At 58.1% G+C, this 15,702-nt stretch carries 12 protein-coding genes and 1 pseudogene; 7 read left to right on the top strand and 6 right to left on the bottom strand.

What is annotated here, in order from left to right:
- Window positions 1-170 precede the first annotated feature (170 nt).
- The 3 genes from ABIB48_RS07390 to ABIB48_RS07380 are packed head-to-tail and all read left to right on the top strand — an operon-like array spanning window position 171 to window position 1,343.
- Window positions 171-536 (top strand): hypothetical protein, encoded by a 366-nt coding sequence (locus tag ABIB48_RS07390; RefSeq protein ID WP_315914247.1) that lies wholly within the window; start codon window positions 171-173, stop codon window positions 534-536.
- Window positions 536-901 (top strand): hypothetical protein, encoded by a 366-nt coding sequence (locus ABIB48_RS07385; protein ID WP_354212601.1) that lies wholly within the window; start codon window positions 536-538, stop codon window positions 899-901. Before ABIB48_RS07390 ends, ABIB48_RS07385 begins: the two co-directional genes overlap by 1 nt.
- A gap of 49 nt (window positions 902-950) precedes the next feature.
- Complete coding sequence (locus tag ABIB48_RS07380) at window positions 951-1,343, top strand: hypothetical protein (protein ID WP_110104738.1); 393 nt, start codon at window positions 951-953, stop codon at window positions 1,341-1,343.
- 3 nt (window positions 1,344-1,346) lie between these two features.
- Here ABIB48_RS07380 and ABIB48_RS07375 read toward each other — a convergent pair whose 3' ends face one another.
- Window positions 1,347-2,267 (bottom strand): DNA-methyltransferase, encoded by a 921-nt coding sequence (locus ABIB48_RS07375; RefSeq protein ID WP_354212600.1) that lies wholly within the window; start codon window positions 2,265-2,267, stop codon window positions 1,347-1,349.
- 105 nt (window positions 2,268-2,372) lie between these two features.
- Here ABIB48_RS07375 and ABIB48_RS07370 point away from each other — a divergent pair, with 105 nt between their 5' ends.
- Entirely contained in the window at window positions 2,373-4,868 is a 2,496-nt protein-coding gene (locus tag ABIB48_RS07370; protein WP_354212599.1) for an excinuclease ABC subunit UvrA, read from the top strand.
- Window positions 4,869-4,895: 27 nt separating this feature from the next.
- On the opposite strand, the gene ABIB48_RS07365 is transcribed toward ABIB48_RS07370, so the two are convergent.
- The 5 genes and pseudogenes from ABIB48_RS07365 to ABIB48_RS07345 form a co-directional block, all read right to left on the bottom strand.
- Window positions 4,896-5,669 carry a pullulanase X25 domain-containing protein gene (locus ABIB48_RS07365; protein WP_354212598.1) on the bottom strand — a complete coding sequence of 258 codons (774 nt, stop codon included), beginning with the start codon at window positions 5,667-5,669 and terminating at the stop codon, window positions 4,896-4,898.
- Between the two features lie 121 nt (window positions 5,670-5,790).
- Window positions 5,791-8,946: a DEAD/DEAH box helicase gene (locus ABIB48_RS07360; protein ID WP_354212597.1), complete on the bottom strand. Its 3,156-nt coding sequence runs from the start codon at window positions 8,944-8,946 to the stop codon at window positions 5,791-5,793.
- 326 nt (window positions 8,947-9,272) lie between these two features.
- The gene (locus ABIB48_RS07355; protein WP_354212596.1) at window positions 9,273-9,539 is read right to left on the bottom strand and encodes a hypothetical protein; all 267 of its coding nucleotides are present in this window, start codon (window positions 9,537-9,539) and stop codon (window positions 9,273-9,275) included.
- Between the two features lie 282 nt (window positions 9,540-9,821).
- Window positions 9,822-10,481 (bottom strand): annotated as a pseudogene (locus tag ABIB48_RS07350) (DUF6308 family protein).
- Between the two features lie 542 nt (window positions 10,482-11,023).
- Window positions 11,024-12,544 carry a SulP family inorganic anion transporter gene (locus ABIB48_RS07345; RefSeq protein WP_502914111.1) on the bottom strand — a complete coding sequence of 507 codons (1,521 nt, stop codon included), beginning with the start codon at window positions 12,542-12,544 and terminating at the stop codon, window positions 11,024-11,026.
- 94 nt (window positions 12,545-12,638) lie between these two features.
- Between ABIB48_RS07345 and ABIB48_RS07340 the strand changes: the two genes are divergently transcribed.
- From ABIB48_RS07340 to ABIB48_RS07330, 3 genes are all read left to right on the top strand, one after another.
- Entirely contained in the window at window positions 12,639-13,019 is a 381-nt protein-coding gene (locus tag ABIB48_RS07340) for a MerR family transcriptional regulator (protein ID WP_245932017.1), read from the top strand.
- Window positions 13,020-13,142: 123 nt separating this feature from the next.
- On the top strand, window positions 13,143-13,940 hold the full coding sequence (locus tag ABIB48_RS07335) for a TspO-related membrane protein (RefSeq protein ID WP_110104749.1): 798 nt from the start codon (window positions 13,143-13,145) through the stop codon (window positions 13,938-13,940).
- Window positions 13,941-14,052: 112 nt separating this feature from the next.
- Window positions 14,053-15,693, top strand: coding sequence for an amidohydrolase (locus ABIB48_RS07330; RefSeq protein WP_354212594.1), 1,641 nt, complete (start codon window positions 14,053-14,055; stop codon window positions 15,691-15,693).
- Window positions 15,694-15,702 lie beyond the last annotated feature (9 nt).

Raw genomic sequence — 15,702 nt, 5'->3', positions numbered from 1 at the left:
ACCACGGCGCTCGTTGGGCGCAGGCTGCGGGTGGCACTTAACGCTGGCCTGTCAATTGTGAACGGGGAGTCTCAGCACAGTCTCAGCTTCACGGAGAGGAAAGCCTTGTTGGTACTTCACGGACACGAAGCGAACGCAAGTTCCGTCGCCAATACTGGTAGAACTAGAACATGACTGAGAACTCCCACCTTGAACCCACGCCAACCGAGCGCGTAAAACAAGAACGCTCCCAGCTCACCGGCACCCTCGTGGCGCTCATCGGCTGGGCTGTGGTGGTGGTGCCGATCATTTTGATGGCGGTCTTCATCCTTGCCGCCGTCTTGGAGCCTTCGCAGAGCATGGCATCGCCAGCCCGCTTGGCCCTGATTTTTGGTGGCGCAGTCCTACTGTTCTGCATGATTGCCGCTCCTCACCTGCTGGGCCAGGCGGTGCGGTTTAAGGAGCGGGCCATGTGGCGGGCAGCACTGATCACCGGAATTCCCACCGTGTGCGTCATTTTGTACTTCGTGTTCCGCTGGCTGAGCAATCTGGGCTGATGGCCTATCTCAGCAACTCCAACCACGCCCCTGAGCCAAGCTGTACTAAGGAGATCCCGGCGCTCAAAGCGAGGGGTAACGTGGGTGGGGCCGTCGCCATCACGGTCATCGGGTGGCTAGTATTTTCTCCGGCTTTCCTGGTCTTTGCTGGTTTTTCCCTCATGGCTGCATTGATGAGCTCCGGCAACGGGGATTCTAATAATTCCAATTTCTATGTGCAGTCTTTTTTCGTCGGCGCTTCTGCAGTAGCTTCCCCTTTACTACTCGGGATGGCACTTTACCGGCGCAGCACGGGCTTGTTGATTTTTGGCGCCTTAGCCACCATCCCTGCCATTCTTGGCCTCATTCACGTAGCTACTGGATGACTCTAAGTGCATACAGTCCGCACTCAGCACGGCATGCCAAAATAAGCCCATGCCCCGTCCTCACCGCGAGATCCCGTCCCAGCGCCTAGCCACATCACGCGCTGAGCCAGCTACTGCAGCTAGGCCCCAGCGCGGACTCTGGCTGGCCATTGTCATCACCGTTGCCGGCTGGGCGTTGCTGGGTTACCCCGCGTTGTTGCTGGCACTGCTCTCTATCATCGTCATGACGGGAACTCTGGACACAGCGGTCACGGGCCCCGGTATTGCCTTGGGCGTTTTGGGATTTCTGGCCACCTTGGCCATGCTGGCTTTTCCGCTGCTGCTGGGCCTTGCGGTGAAAGCACCACGCCGCTCACTCTGGATTGCGGCGTGCTTCACCGGAGTGATTACCATTGCCGCCTGCATTTACGTTGCGGTGGAGTGGCTGGTCCCCTTCGGCTGAGGGTTACTTGGCGCTCTTGTGCTTAATGAAGGTGACCTGCTCCGGGTCCAGGCGTGTGCGCATAACTTCAATGGCTTCGGGGTTTTGATCCACCATGACAAAGCGCCTGTCCAGTTCCAGGGCGGCGGCCCCGGTGGTGCCACTGCCACCGAAGAAATCCAGTACCCAGTCCCCCGGCTCGGTGCTGGCTTGGATAATGCGGCGAAGGATCCCGAGGGGCTTCTGGGTGGGGTACCCAGTTTTTTCGCGGCCCATCGGGGAAACAATGGTGTGCCACCAAGTATCGGTGGGCAGCTTGCCCAGTTCCCGCTTTTCGGGTGTGACCAGCCCGGGCGCCATGTAGGGCTCGCGGTCTACTTCGGTGCTGTTGAAGTAATAGGTTTTAGGGTTTTTGACGTAGACAAGGATGTTGTCGTGCTTGGCGGGCCAACGCTTTTTGGAGCGCGCCCCGTAGTCATAGGCCCAGATGATTTCATTGAGGAAGCACTCGCGGCCAAAGAGGGCGTCCAGCAGCACCTTGGCATAGTGGACCTCGCGGTAGTCCAGGTGCAAGTAGAGAGTGCCATCGTCCTTCAAGAGACGCCATGCTTCTTCTAGCCGGGGCTCCAAAAATTCCCAGTAGTCGCCGAAGGAATCGTTGTAGCTCAGCGTCAAGCCCTTGATGGTTTCATAGCTGCGGCCTTGAAAACCTACGCGGGAGCCTGTTTCGCTGCGGACGTTGGTCATGTTTTGGCGCGCTTGAACCTTGCCGGTGTTAAAGGGCGGGTCAATGTAGATCAGGCGGAAACTTTCATCCGGCAGTGTGCCTAAAAAGCTGAGGTTGTCCCCTTCTGCGACGAGGTTCCCACTCTCCGAATGCCAAGCTGCTGCCGGCTTTTTAGCCGGGGTAGCACTCAGGGTGGAATCACTCGCGTCGATTGTCATGCTTCAAGGCTAGCCGGGCGGTGGGAGGCCGCGAAATGCAGGGAGTAGGTACAGGCATTGGGCACTAGGACAGCGCCCAAGCAAAATTCACGTTAGGGTCGATAAATGGGATCGTCTCTAAGTACAGCTCTGACCACCACCAGCCCTGAGCACTCAGGATTTGTCCAAGTCCGCGGTGCCCGCGAGAACAACCTGAAAAACGTGGACGTGGATGTCCCCCGCGACTCCATTGTCGCCTTCACCGGCATCTCAGGGAGCGGTAAGTCCTCGCTGGCCTTTGGCACTATTTTCGCTGAAGCCCAACGCCGCTATTTTGAATCCGTGGCTCCCTACGCGCGCCGTCTCATTCAACAAGGAAACACACCCCGGGTGGAGTCCATTTCGGGACTTCCACCGGCAGTGGCCATGCAACAGCGCCGCGGAACCCCCAGCACCCGCTCTTCAGTGGGGACAGTAACAACTCTTTCAAACTCAGTACGGATGTTATTTTCTCGGGCAGGTGACTACCCTAAGGGCGCTGAGATTTTGTACTCAGATTCCTTCTCGCCCAACACGGTGGCTGGCGCCTGCCCGGTGTGCCACGGCCTAGGGACTGCCCACACTGTTACCGAAGAATTGCTGGTGCCGGACCCACACCTCAGCATTCGCGAAGGTGCGGTTGCGGCGTGGCCCAGCGCTTGGCAAGGTAAAAACCTCCGCGACATTCTCAGCCATCTGGGCTACAACGTTGACGTTCCGTGGAAGAAGCTGCCTAAAAAAGAACGTGATTGGATCCTCTTTACCGAAGAGCAACCTGTTGTTGAGGTAACGCCGCAAAGGGACCGGGTGGCCAAACCCTATAAGGGAAAATTCTGGAGCGCCCGCAGCCATGTTTTACACACTCTAGCCAACACCAAGAGTGCACCTATGCGTGAGAACGCCCTGAGATTCATGCATTCAGGACCCTGCCCCGAATGTGGTGGGAGCGGGCTGAAAGTGGCGGCCATGGCGGTGACGGTGGAGGGCAAAGACATTTCCGCCATGAATGCCCTGCCGCTGACGCAACTCGCTGAGGTACTGCAGAGGATCATGACCGGCCCTACTGGCGATGATGGGAGCCGTGAGGCCGTTGCAAGCGCCATTGCCCATGATTTGCACCAGCGCATAACAGTGCTGCTGGATCTGGGACTAGGGTATCTGAGCCTGGGCCGCAGCACGCCCACCCTCTCCCCCGGAGAGATGCAGCGCTTACGCATTGCCACCCAGCTCCGTTCTGGACTTTTCGGTGTCATCTACGTTCTGGATGAACCGTCAGCGGGGCTGCATCCGGCCGACGCCGAGCCGCTGCTGGAGGTATTACAACAGCTCAAACGTTCCGGAAATAGCGTCTTCATTGTTGAACACAACATGGACATGGTCCGGCGGGCCGACTGGCTGGTTGATGTAGGCCCCCAGGCAGGTGAAGCCGGTGGCCGGATTGTTTACAGCGGCCCAGTTCCGGGGATTGCCCATGTTCAAGAGTCAGTCACGCGGCCCTTCCTATTGGAAGGGGCTTCCCCGTCTGCGCCCATAGCGCAGGATGCTGAAAGGGCTACCGGCACCTCCGCAGTGCGCAGAGATCCCCAAGGCTGGTTGGAATTGGTAGGTATCAGCTCCCACAATCTTGAGAACGTTGATGCACAGATCCCTAAGAACGTTCTGACAGCCATTACTGGGGTATCCGGTTCTGGGAAGTCCACGTTATTGCAGGTGCTGAACAGCACTGCTGGAGGCCAGAGCGAAGGCGATGACTCCGCCCCGGAGGACATCGCGGGAACAAGCGGGTTCGGCGGCGTAGACCGTGTGGTTCCCGTGGACCAGCGCCCCATTGGCCGGACACCGCGCTCCAACCTGGCTACGTACACAGGAATGTTCGACGCCGTCCGGCGTGAGTTCGCTGCCACACCCGAGGCACGGGCGAAGGGATTTACCGCGGCCAGGTTTTCTTTCAACGTTGCGGGTGGGCGCTGTGAAACATGCTTGGGTGAAGGCGCCGTGGCGGTGGAACTACTGTTCCTTCCGGGTAGTTACGGCCCCTGCCCCGTCTGCCACGGTTCCCGCTTCAATGATGAGACCTTGGCAGTGTTGTACAAGGGAAAGTCCATTGCCGATGTTCTGGCGCTGACGGTGGATGCGGCAGCGCAGGTGCTCGCGGACATTCCCGCTGCGGCAAGAAGCTTGGCAACCCTACGTGAAGTGGGGCTGGGCTATCTCCGGCTGGGGCAGCCTGCCACGGAACTCTCGGGTGGTGAAGCACAGCGGATCAAACTTGCCACCGAATTGCAGCGCCCGCGGCGCGGTCACACGCTGTACCTCTTGGATGAGCCCACCACGGGTCTGCACCCTGCCGATGTTCAGTTGTTGATGCATCAGCTCAACCGGTTGGTGGACGCCAACAACACTGTGGTGGTTGTGGAGCACGAGATGGACGTGGTGGCCGCCGCCGATTGGGTCATTGACTTAGGGCCCTCGGGAGGGTCCGCCGGCGGCCGCATCATGGCAACCGGGTTACCCGAGGACGTAGCCACTGCTGAGGAAAGCCGCACCGCACCTTATTTGGCGGCCGCGTTGGCCAGACGATAGTTGGGAGAGCTCACAGGCAACAGCGCCTTAGCCGCGCAGCACGTCTTTGGTGGCGTGGTTGTAGTGGAAAGTGACATGCCCGCCAGCATGGGAGAACTCGTGGTTGGCGCCATCTAGCAGACCGAATGCGCCGTAGTTTTCATCCCAGCTTCCGTTGACCACAGCCTTGTAGTTGTACTGTCCGGCGGGGAGGTCGGCTGTCAACTGCCAGAGCCCACCAATGCTATCTAGCGTCATCTGCACGGCGGCATGGCTGGGATCCCAGTTCTTCTCCGCACCCAAGGTGGTGCCGAAATCTCCCACCAAAGCCACTGAAGCTGGCTGCTCCCCAAGTACGACGCCGGAGTCCCCCGCCTGCTCTTTCGCGGCCATGGGGGCTGTGGCAGCCTTGACGGACGGCTGCTTGGCTGGTGCGGTCTTTGCTGCTGGTGTGCCGGCAGGTTTTTCTGGCAGTTCAGTACCGGCAGGAATGAGTGTGCCGTTGCTGAGTGCATCGCTGAGCTTCTCAACAGTGCTGAAGGCCACCGTGGCGCGTAGGCCGTTGTCCGTGATGGCCCAGCCACCACGGCCCTTGGTCATCCATCCGGCCTTGACCAGATCTGCCGTGGCCTTGGTGAGGTTCTTGTGACCGCGCGGGATGCCGCCGCTGAGGAGTTCGGACTCTTCCTTGGTGAAGGGAATCCGTGCCACTGCTTCGGCCAGGACTTCACCGCCGTTGGGCTTGTCATCCTGCCACGATCCGGCGGCCATGATGTCAAGGACTTCTTTGAGCCTGCGGTTGGTGTTGTCTCGAATGCTCATGGTGGTCCTCCTATAGCAATGGGTATCGTTCCACTGTTGCACGAACAATAGATACTGCGCAGTAGGTGACGATTGTTTCCGGATTCAACGCGATCCAGCCCATCACGCCCGGGCTATGGGTTCATTGCGCCACTGCAGCAGCATCTGCAAATACATCCGCCGGCATGGCACGCTGCAGCTTCCAGGTGATGGCGATGGGCTTCTCACCCTTGTGCTGGACATAGTCAACTTGGCCAAGGCATGTGTAAGGCACGGTCAATCCAGTCTCATCCTCCGCAGCTTCCCGGGTGAACAGCACAATCTTGGAGCCGTGGGACTTACGATCCAGATATCGCTTTCCTGTGGGGCTTGTGGGCAAGGTTGCATTCTGCGATTCCCAATGGAAGAGCTCTGGACTGATGGCGTAGTCCTTGTACATGGTGGTAGCTGAGTGGTTTGCTTCATCTTTATTGAGTGTCACGAAGAAGGCGTCCGTCTTTGTTTCAGGGCACCAGGCCACACCCTCCCTATGGCTAACATTTTTGCCCTTGGCGAGTGAACCAAACTCCAAGGCCGCAAGGATTTCTTCACGCCTGTACGTGGCATGCGAAAGCAACGGCACGCCAGCGAGCTCCATACCTAAACTTTTGCCGGCTCGCTTGGAAGCCCCTGCTCCCAAAGCTACGAGTTGGTGAATTTCCTGACACACATAGGGGTAACTTCGCAGATATTGGAATCCTGCATCATAGGAGGCAAATCCCCCGGCATCGTCCCACAAGGTGTAAAAGAGCATTCGGGCGAAGACCTGCTCACGTGTGGTTAAATCCGCGTAAGGAGGTGCATTTTCGGAAACGAGCATCGAGTAGGCTTCGGCACGTTCCCTGTCATCGATGTGAATGAGGGCGGCCATTCTGGATAACAGTTTGCCCTCCGCCGCATGAGAAAGTTCTTCAAGTTTTCCCTGAATCGCGGCTTCAGCCGGTGAGAATCCTTGAATGAGATTGGCTTTTCTCAGGTAGCCGGTCCAGGAGTCTTTGGTGCTGCGGTAAATGGTTTTCAGGTCGTGGCCGGACTTGTCCAAATATTCTGCCAGAAATAGTTCTGCATACGATCTGATGTCCTTGACCAGATTCGGCCGGCTCAGGTTCAGCTGTGCCTTGATGCTGCCGAGCACAACGTCCTTGGCAACTCTGTCCAGCACTATCTGTGATCCCGACGGCAGGAAGGGGAAGTCCTCTTCCACGGCTTTGCTCAGCTGCTTCCGGCCATATCCCGTCAATGCCCGGAAGCGCACATCAAACCGGAATTCGCGGTGTTGCTGGCCGATGAAATCCAGAACAGTGAGCACTGCCTTGTCTGGGGCCCGTCTGAGTCCGCGCCCCAGCTGCTGAATAAATATTGTGGAACTTTGAGTCGGTCGCAGCAGCAGAATTGTATCTACTTGTGGCAGGTCCAAACCCTCATTGAATAGGTCAACGGCGAATATGCAATTGATTTCGCGTTCACGCAGGCGCCGCAGCGCAAGGGCGCGTTCGCCGTCGTCCGTTTGCCCCGACACCGCAACAGAGGTGATCCCGGCCCGGTTGAAGACCTCCGCCATGAAAATTGCATGCTGCACGGAGACGCAAAAGCCGATGGCGCGCATGTCCGCAGTGCTGGTGACCTTGTCCCGCAGCTCGCGAATGACCTTCGCCGCACGCGCATCATTGCCTGTGTAGAGCGTGCTCAGCTGTTGCACATCATAGGAACCGCGTTTCCATTCCAGATGGCTCAGATCCACGTCATCCGAGACGCCGAAATAGTGGAACGGCACCAACAGGTCAGCATCGAGAGCATCCCACAGCCGCAGTTCGCTGGCCGTGCGCCCCTCAAAGAACTCATCTGCAACGTGGATACCGTCACCGCGTTCAGGCGTCGCTGTCAGCCCCAGCAGTTCCTGCGGCTTGAGGTGCCCAATCACTTCCCTGTAGGTGGGTGCCGCTGAATGATGGAACTCATCAATGACGACCACGTCGAAACGGTCCGCATCTAATTGCGTAACTCCCATGGCTGAGAGCGACTGGACGCTGGCAAATACCTGCTTCCACTGTCTCGGTTTGTGCTCTCCAACGTAGAGCTCACCGAACGCGCCATCTTGCACGACGTCGCGGTATGTGGTCAGGGACTGCTGCAGAATTTCCCTGCGGTGAGCTATGAACAATAGCGAGAGCCTTCGCCCAGCGGCTTCGCAAAGACGCTGGTAGTCAAGGGCGGCAATGACAGTTTTGCCTGTTCCCGTAGCTGCGACGAGTAAATTGCGGTGGAAACCCTTGGCACGTTCCGCTTCGAGGTCTTCGAGCATCTCCTCTTGGTGAAGATACGGCTGAACTTCAAGACCTGTCAGTCCGCTGGGCGCCGCCGTGAACTTTCCACCGTTGCGGGCCAGCGCGGCATCGAGTTTGTCGGCGTCGTTATCAGGGTCATAGCTTTGGAAGGCACGTTGCTCCCAATAGCTGTCAAAAGTGATGGCAAACTTCTGCAGCAGAGCCGGAGTTCCGACGTTTGAGAGCTTGACGTTCCATTCAAGTCCGTCCACCATGGCCGCCTGGCTCAGGTTTGAACTTCCAACATAGGCGGTGTCAAATCCGGTATTGCGGCGGAACATCCACGCCTTGGCATGGAGCCTGGTGGAGTGGGTTTCGTAACTGATCTTGACTTCTGCACCGTACTCATTGACCAAGTGGTCAATTGCCCGGCGTTCCGTTGCACCCATGTAGGTGGTGGTGATGACGCGTAGTTTTCCGCCCCGTTCCTTTAATTCAAGAAGGGCACTATCCAGAAGCCGGATGCCAGTCCATCGGATGAAGGCACACAGTAGATCCACTGAATCTGCCGACTCAATTTCAGCTCTGATTTCGGCGGCAAGGTTCGGATCGTCCTTGCCATTGGTCAGGAGCGCACTGTCGCTGAGTTGCGTTGACGGGCGGCGCAGCTGGCGACGCTTCAAGGCGTCAGTGCGATGAAGAGACTGAAGCTGTCGCGGCCCCGTACTGACACGGTTTCCAGGGTCAATGACGCTCAGGATCTGGTTAGTTTTGGCAACACGGTCCTCAGCTTTGGTTCCGTTGAGCAATTCGCGGACGGCATCACCAACGTGGCGGGCGAGGACTTCCGGAGACAGTTCTGTCTGGACTTGAACCAGCTCTGGCTGAAAATCAGGGACCAATTGCAGCCGCTGCCCCAAATTGTCCGTGTGCAGCAGCTCGTACAGTCCCTCGGCCAGCAAATTAGCTGACTCTCCCCCATCAAAAGTGTTCACTTCGCCAGGGTATTTGATGGGTGCGACAAAAACGAACCGTCATACTCTCTGCAATCCCGCAGCAACTCCTGAGAGCAGGTAGCTTGGAGATTTCATTGCATTCGCAGTAGGGCCCCACTGCGCGTTGCATTCCACCCGAGCCTGACTTTAGCGTTGGTCAGCTAGCTGAGCAGGCAGTTTGGAACCAGTTGATGGCGGACTTGCCGGACGACGTGGTGCTGGCGCATTCAGTTCAGGTGCGGCATGGCAGGGCTGAGCACGAGCTCGTTGCGCTGGCGATGTAACTTGTAGCGGGTGGGAGCCAGCCGGGTTCGTGGCCGCGGATTTCAGCCGTGGATTACAGCGGCTGGCGTGGAATCGGCACGGTGGTGCAGCATCCTGATGACGCCGGTCTCTGGATTGGCGGCTCGGCACAGTTGCCGTTCCTCGGTTCGGATGACGTAGCCACCCGCGGCCTGCCGGCAGCACTGGGTGAGGTGTCCGCCGTCGTTAGTTTGTGCAGGGTTGGTCAGGATGCGGCTCCTCTCATAGCAGCCGAGAATCATGCGACGTTCTGGCTGATTGACAGTGCTGATCCGGCTGAGAATGCACATCTGGACTTTGTGCTGCGAGATGCGGCAGAAGCCGTGGCCCGATTCCGTGCCGAGGGGCACACGGTGTACCTGCACTGTGTACAAGCTGAGAGCAGGACGCCCACAGTGGCAGCTCTGTATGGCGCAATGGTTTCGGGCGGGTCGGAATTGGAATCGTTGGAACGGATCAGCCGGGCGCTGTCCAACGCACACCCGAATGGAGCATTCATGGACGTGTTGCGGGGCACTGCCTCGGTATCTGGGTATCGGCCTCTTACCGAAACCGACTGCAGGCCGCCCTGTTTAGCTCGTCTTCGTCTGCAAGAGGTCTTTGCCATGCTTCCACAGAACAACATCCATGATGCGAAGTGCGGATGCATCAGGAGCAACACCCGCTTTCTCCTGAATCTCCTTCAGCCGCTCAGGCAGTCCCGATCCATCTGTCAGCAGTTCGTGCCAGGTGATCCACTGCTTGTCTGAATTCTTCATTTCCATCACTGAACTGATCACGGAATCGCAAATAGGAATCAACCTAGGGCGCTTGCGGGCCATAATTTTGCTCGCCTTAGTGGGGCCAACATCCCAACGCTCCGCATCAGATTGGCGAAGAATCCGCCAGAGCTGAATGGCGGCGCTGCCTTAACCCAGGGTAGAGGCGAACTTCTCAGTAGAAACGCTAGCAAGGTCAAGGTCAGCCGGGATCTCTATTAGCAGCTCAGAAATTTTGGCCTTGTGAGTTTCCAAAATCCCGATGGCAGCAGGTGCGGGGACTTCGACGGAGAGGAAACCCACGGGAATCAAGTCATCCGCTGTAATCGTATTGACCACCTCAGGGGCATCTCCACCACCCGCCCATGATTCAAAACGAGCGCCAGTCTGTATTTCGCCACGCTTGTAGGTCTTGGTGTAGTACTCCTCGACCAGTTCGGCAGCCTGGTCAATATGGGCGGCATCAAGGATCATAGGTAGCTTCATGGTCTCAATGAACCACGGGGGTTCAACATCGCACGATTGTTACGGCAACAGGGCCACCATCCACCATCCACTTAACAATGCCGGTGTTTACTTTTAGGCTCCCACTCGATATCCACATCAACCACTCAAGTAGTGTCAGCGGGACATCAGCGGTGCATCGGGGACGCTGCATCTGGGTTGTTGTGCGGTCCCTCGGAGCGGACGTTGTGGACCTCCGCATCGGCTCTATATTGGCGCTCAAACACAAGAATCAATGCGGTAGACAACTCGCAGAAATTTTGTCCTCATCGGGTCGCTCCAGCCGAGCACAAACGTCTCTGTGCATACGAGCACGTAGAGCGATTCATTAGAAGCAGCTGGCGCCCTATCAGCCCATTATTCTTGCCGGCCTCAGCCACTGCTGGTCTGAGTAAGGCAATTTCTGAACACATCGAATCGTGACTCACCAATCTTGTCAGCACCACCCTTGCGTCCAGGAGAACCGTTGATGACAGCACACTGAGAGGTGACTACACCAGTGCCTGGCAGCCTTAGCTCAGCTTGCCGCCCAGGCGTTGGCGCATCTTGGCACTGGCCTCATTCAGACCCACAATTTCCACGTCTTTACCCAGCCGCTGGTACTTATCCGTAATAGCGTCCAACGCCGCAATGGTGGAGGCATCCCACAGATGGGACGCGTGCATGTCAATAACCACATGAGCTGGATCCAGTACGTAGCTGAACTGGGTGTACAGGTCATTGGAGGAGGCAAAGAACAGTTCCCCATTGACTACATACGTGACGCTTTCCTCCCCTGTGGCCATGATCCGTTGCACGGTGACAAAGTGGGCCACGCGCCGGGCGAACATCACCATTGCCGTGACAGTGCCTACACCCACCCCAATGGCCAGGTTTTCCGTGGCAACAGTGGCCACCACGGTCACCACCATGACGAACGTTTCGCTCTTGGGCATGGTCCGCAAGGTACTCAGCCGGATGCTGTGCCAATCAAAGGTGGCCCAACAAACAAAAATCATGACAGCCACCAGTGCTGCCATGGGAATAATTGACACAACATCGCCCAGAACCACCACCAGCAATAGCAAGAACACTCCTGCGAAGAAGGTGGAGATGCGGGTGCGGGCGCCGGAGGCTTTGACGTTGATCATGGTCTGGCCGATCATCGCGCAACCACCCATCCCACCAAAACATCCGGTAACAATGTTGGCCACGCCCTGCCCCCACGCCTCACGGGTCTTACTGGAACGAGTATCTGTGATGTCATCCACCAGCTTTGCGGTCAGTAAGGATTCCAACAGACCCACAAAGGCCATGGCCAGTGCGAACGGGAAAATAACCTGCAAGGTCTCCCACGTGAAAGGCACCTGCGGCAGGTGCAAGAACGGGACGGAATCAGGCAGCTCGCCCTTATCTCCCACTGTAGGAACCACAAGGGTGGCAACCACCGCGATCACCGTCACAACCACAATGGCCACCAACGGGGCAGGCACGGCCTGCGTGAATCGCGGCAACACAAACATGATGATCAGCGCCAGCGCCACCAGCGGATATACCAGCCACGGGACACCAAGGAGTTCCGGCAGCTGGGCCATGAACACCAAAATGGCCAAGGAGTTCACAAACCCCACCATGACAGAGCGCGGAATGAACCGCATCAACTTCGCCACTCCGGAGATACCCAATAGGACTTGGATGACGCCAGCCAAAATCACTGCGGCAATCAAATAATCAACTCCGTGTGACTTCACCAACGGGGCAATCACCAGTGCAACGGCGCCCGTGGCCGCAGAAATCATGGCAGGACGCCCGCCCACAAACGCAATGGTGACAGCCATGGTGAAGGCCGCAAAAAGCCCCACTCGAGGATCAACCCCGGCAATGACTGAGAAGGCAATGGCTTCCGGGATCAACGCCAAACCCACCACCAGCCCGGCCAGCACTTCAGTCTTCAGCCGGCGGGGTGAGCGCAAGGTTCCCCACACGGACTGACGTTGCTCCGGAGTGAGGGTTGAGGCGGGCTCTACTTTTACGGTTGCCACTACTGGTTCCATTCATGATGAGAAAAAGCCCAGTCAGCGCTGCGCCCGTTAAACCCTACCTTAACGTAATGGTAGGGTTTGTCGCAGAATGAGGAGTGACCCACCCATGACTGAACGTGAGGCCATCACCATGCACATCGGAGAACTGGCGGAGCGCACCGGCTTGTCCCTGCGAACCATAAGGCACTACGACGACGTAGGCCTCCTCCCAGCGACCGCGCGGACCGAGGGCGGCTTCCGCCTGTATACCGAGGCCGACCACGAACGGCTCTTAACGATTATGGCTATGAAACCCCTGGGGTTCTCTTTGGAGGAAATGGCGGAGATGCTCTCTCTTCTTCCCGCCCTCACCGACAACCTAGGCAATGACTGTGCCGCAACAACAGAACGCTTGGAATTCTTTCGCAACCGAGCCACCCACCAGCGCGAAAAGATGATTCGTAACCTGGCCGCTGCCGATCAATTCATTGCATCATTCGGCGGCTGATCTCCGCCCACAACCCAGGCACCGGCTTCAAGGCTCCCGAATTTTCTGGGTTGGCGCGTAACTGTAGGATCAACGCCATAGCTAAAGGCATATGCACAGCAAAAATCTGAAGGGGATGGCACCATGAGCGCACCAACAATCCGAAGATCAAGTGATCTAACGCGGCAACTTGTGGTGGCCACCAGCGCCGTCATTGCTGTTGTAGGTTCCTTCATTGGATCCGGCGCAGCAGGTGGCACCCCCATTCAGAATGCCTCCAACGGGGCCTTGGCTGCCGATGCCACACTCATCGCCCCAGGCGGCTCCGCCTTCTCCATCTGGAGCGTGATCTACCTTGGATTAATGGCCTACGCGGTGTGGCAGTTCCTGCCCGCCCAAAAAACCTCAGAACGCCACCGCCTTCTGGGCTACTGGGCCGCGGCCTCCCTCATCCTGAACGCGGCTTGGATCCTCAGTATCCAATTTGATCAGCTCTGGCTCAGTGTCCCCATCATCATCTTTTTGCTTGCCGTGCTCTCACGAATTTTTGTCCTCCTGTTACACAACAAACCACGCAACACCCTCGATGCAGTGCTCACTGACGGCACCATGGGCTTGTACTTGGGTTGGGTGTGCGTGGCCACAGCCGCCAATATTTCCGCCGTCCTAGTAGCAGCCGGATTTGCTGGCTGGGGGCTAGCGGCCAACGCCTGGGCCGTTCTGGTCCTTGCCGTTGCTGCAGCAGTCGGTATTGCCCTGGCCCTGTACGGCCGCGGCCGGCTCTCCCCCTCCGTTTCTCTATGCTGGGGCTTGGCCTGGGTAGCCATAGCACGGACCAACGGGGACCTCGTGTCCACGCCAGCTGCGGTGACAGCCGCCGTCGGGGTGGTAGCGGTACTAGCCGTCACTATTATTACGCGCATCAAGGCCATCCGGGGCTAGCATAGGGGGCATGTGCGCAGCCTGTGATTCAACGCCGAAACCCCCTCAGCTCAAGTCCACGGCCCCGCCGGCACTATCTTCAGCGCCAAGCGGTGAAGTACCTGGCGCTGCAATGCCAACCACAGCTGCGTTGAACCCCGCCTACTGGCAGGATGAACACGGCGATGCCGAGATGCTCATCAGCGGTGGTCCCATCATTACCATGGACCCGAACCGTCCCGACGCCGAGGCCGTTGCCATCCGTGAAGGCCGGATACTTGCGGTGGGCACTATGGAAGAGCTGCGTGGGCTCGCCGGCCCCGGGACAGAACGGGTGAACCTTGATGGGCGCACGCTGCTGCCCGGGCTCATCGATCCGCACATGCATTCCTCCATGGTCCAGCTCAATGACTGGGTCAATATCAGTCCCATGAACACGCCCACAGTTGATGAGGTCTTTACCGCGCTTCGCAACGCCCCTGCTACATCAACAGGGTGGGTTTTGGCTCAACAGTTTGATCCGAGCATCACCGAAGGCCACCCCGTCTTGACCTTGGAGGTCCTTGACAGGCTGGTTCCAGACCGGCCGCTTTTGGTGTTGGAAAGCAATGGACACATTGCCTATGTGAACTCGGCAGCTTTGGCCCGGGCAGGGGTGGATAAGAATTCTGTTGACCCGCCGGCTGGCCGCTACACCCGTGATGACCGCGGCGAGCTCACAGGCCGCCTCGAAGAGTCTTCAGCCTTGGCTGCCTTTTCCCAAGGCCTGCCGTTTGTCACGGGGGATGCTGCCACAGCACGCATCCGTGACCTGCTGTGGCATGCCGCTAGCAAAGGTGTCACGCTCCTGCACGATTGTGGGATCGGATCCATTGACGGCACCGCGGATCTGGCTGGGCTTGAGCAGGTGCTCGACGCCGATTCGCCCGTACGTTACCGGGGCATGCTCGTCTCTACGGCCTACGATGCGTGGATGGGAATGGGGCTGCGGCCAGGATTCGGCACTGACCTGTTCAGGGTGGATGGCATCAAGGCCTGGTCCGACGGCTCAAATCAAGCAGGCACCGGATTCCAACGCGAACCCTACCTGGGCCAAAAAAGCCGCGGTTCCTTGAACTATTCACCGGAGGAACTGGCAGGGGTGGTTCTGCGCGCCCACACCGATGGGTGGCAGCTTGGGGTACACGCCAACGGCGACGCCGCTATTGACGTCACCATCGACGCTTTTGAACAAGCCTTGAAAGCCCATCCCCGTGCCAATCACCGCCACCGGATTGAACACTGCAGCGTGATGCGTCCGGAACACATTCAAAGGATGGTTGAGCTGGGGCTCTCGCCATCGTTTCTGATTGGCCATGTCCGCTGGTGGGGCAAAGCCTTCCAGGACCGGCTTCTAGGCCCGGAACGGACGGCTTTTTACGATCCGTGTGCTTCGGCGCTCAGCGCCGGGCTGCGCATCTCCTTGCACAGTGATTGGAACGTGACCCCGCTGGAACCGTTGCGCTATGTCCAAGACGCTGCCACCAGGATCATGACTGAAGGCGGCGAGGTCCTGAATGCCAGTGAACGCATTAGTGTGGAGGCCGCGCTGCGGGCTGTCACCCTTGACGCCGCCTGGCAGTGCGGCGCTGACACCATCACCGGTTCCTTGGAGAGAGGCAAGTATGCCGATCTGCTGATGTTGGAGGAGAACCCTTTGGAAGTGAACCCCGCCTCTATTGAGAGCATTGCTATCTCCGAAACGTTCCTGGCCGGCAAGGCCTGTATCCGCTAGCGGTTTCCC

It is taken from the genome of Arthrobacter sp. UYCu511, from assembly GCF_040547105.1.
In the GTDB taxonomy this organism is placed as follows: domain Bacteria; phylum Actinomycetota; class Actinomycetes; order Actinomycetales; family Micrococcaceae; genus Specibacter; species Specibacter psychrochitiniphilus.
This window is presented reverse-complemented; position numbering and strand designations above follow the sequence as displayed.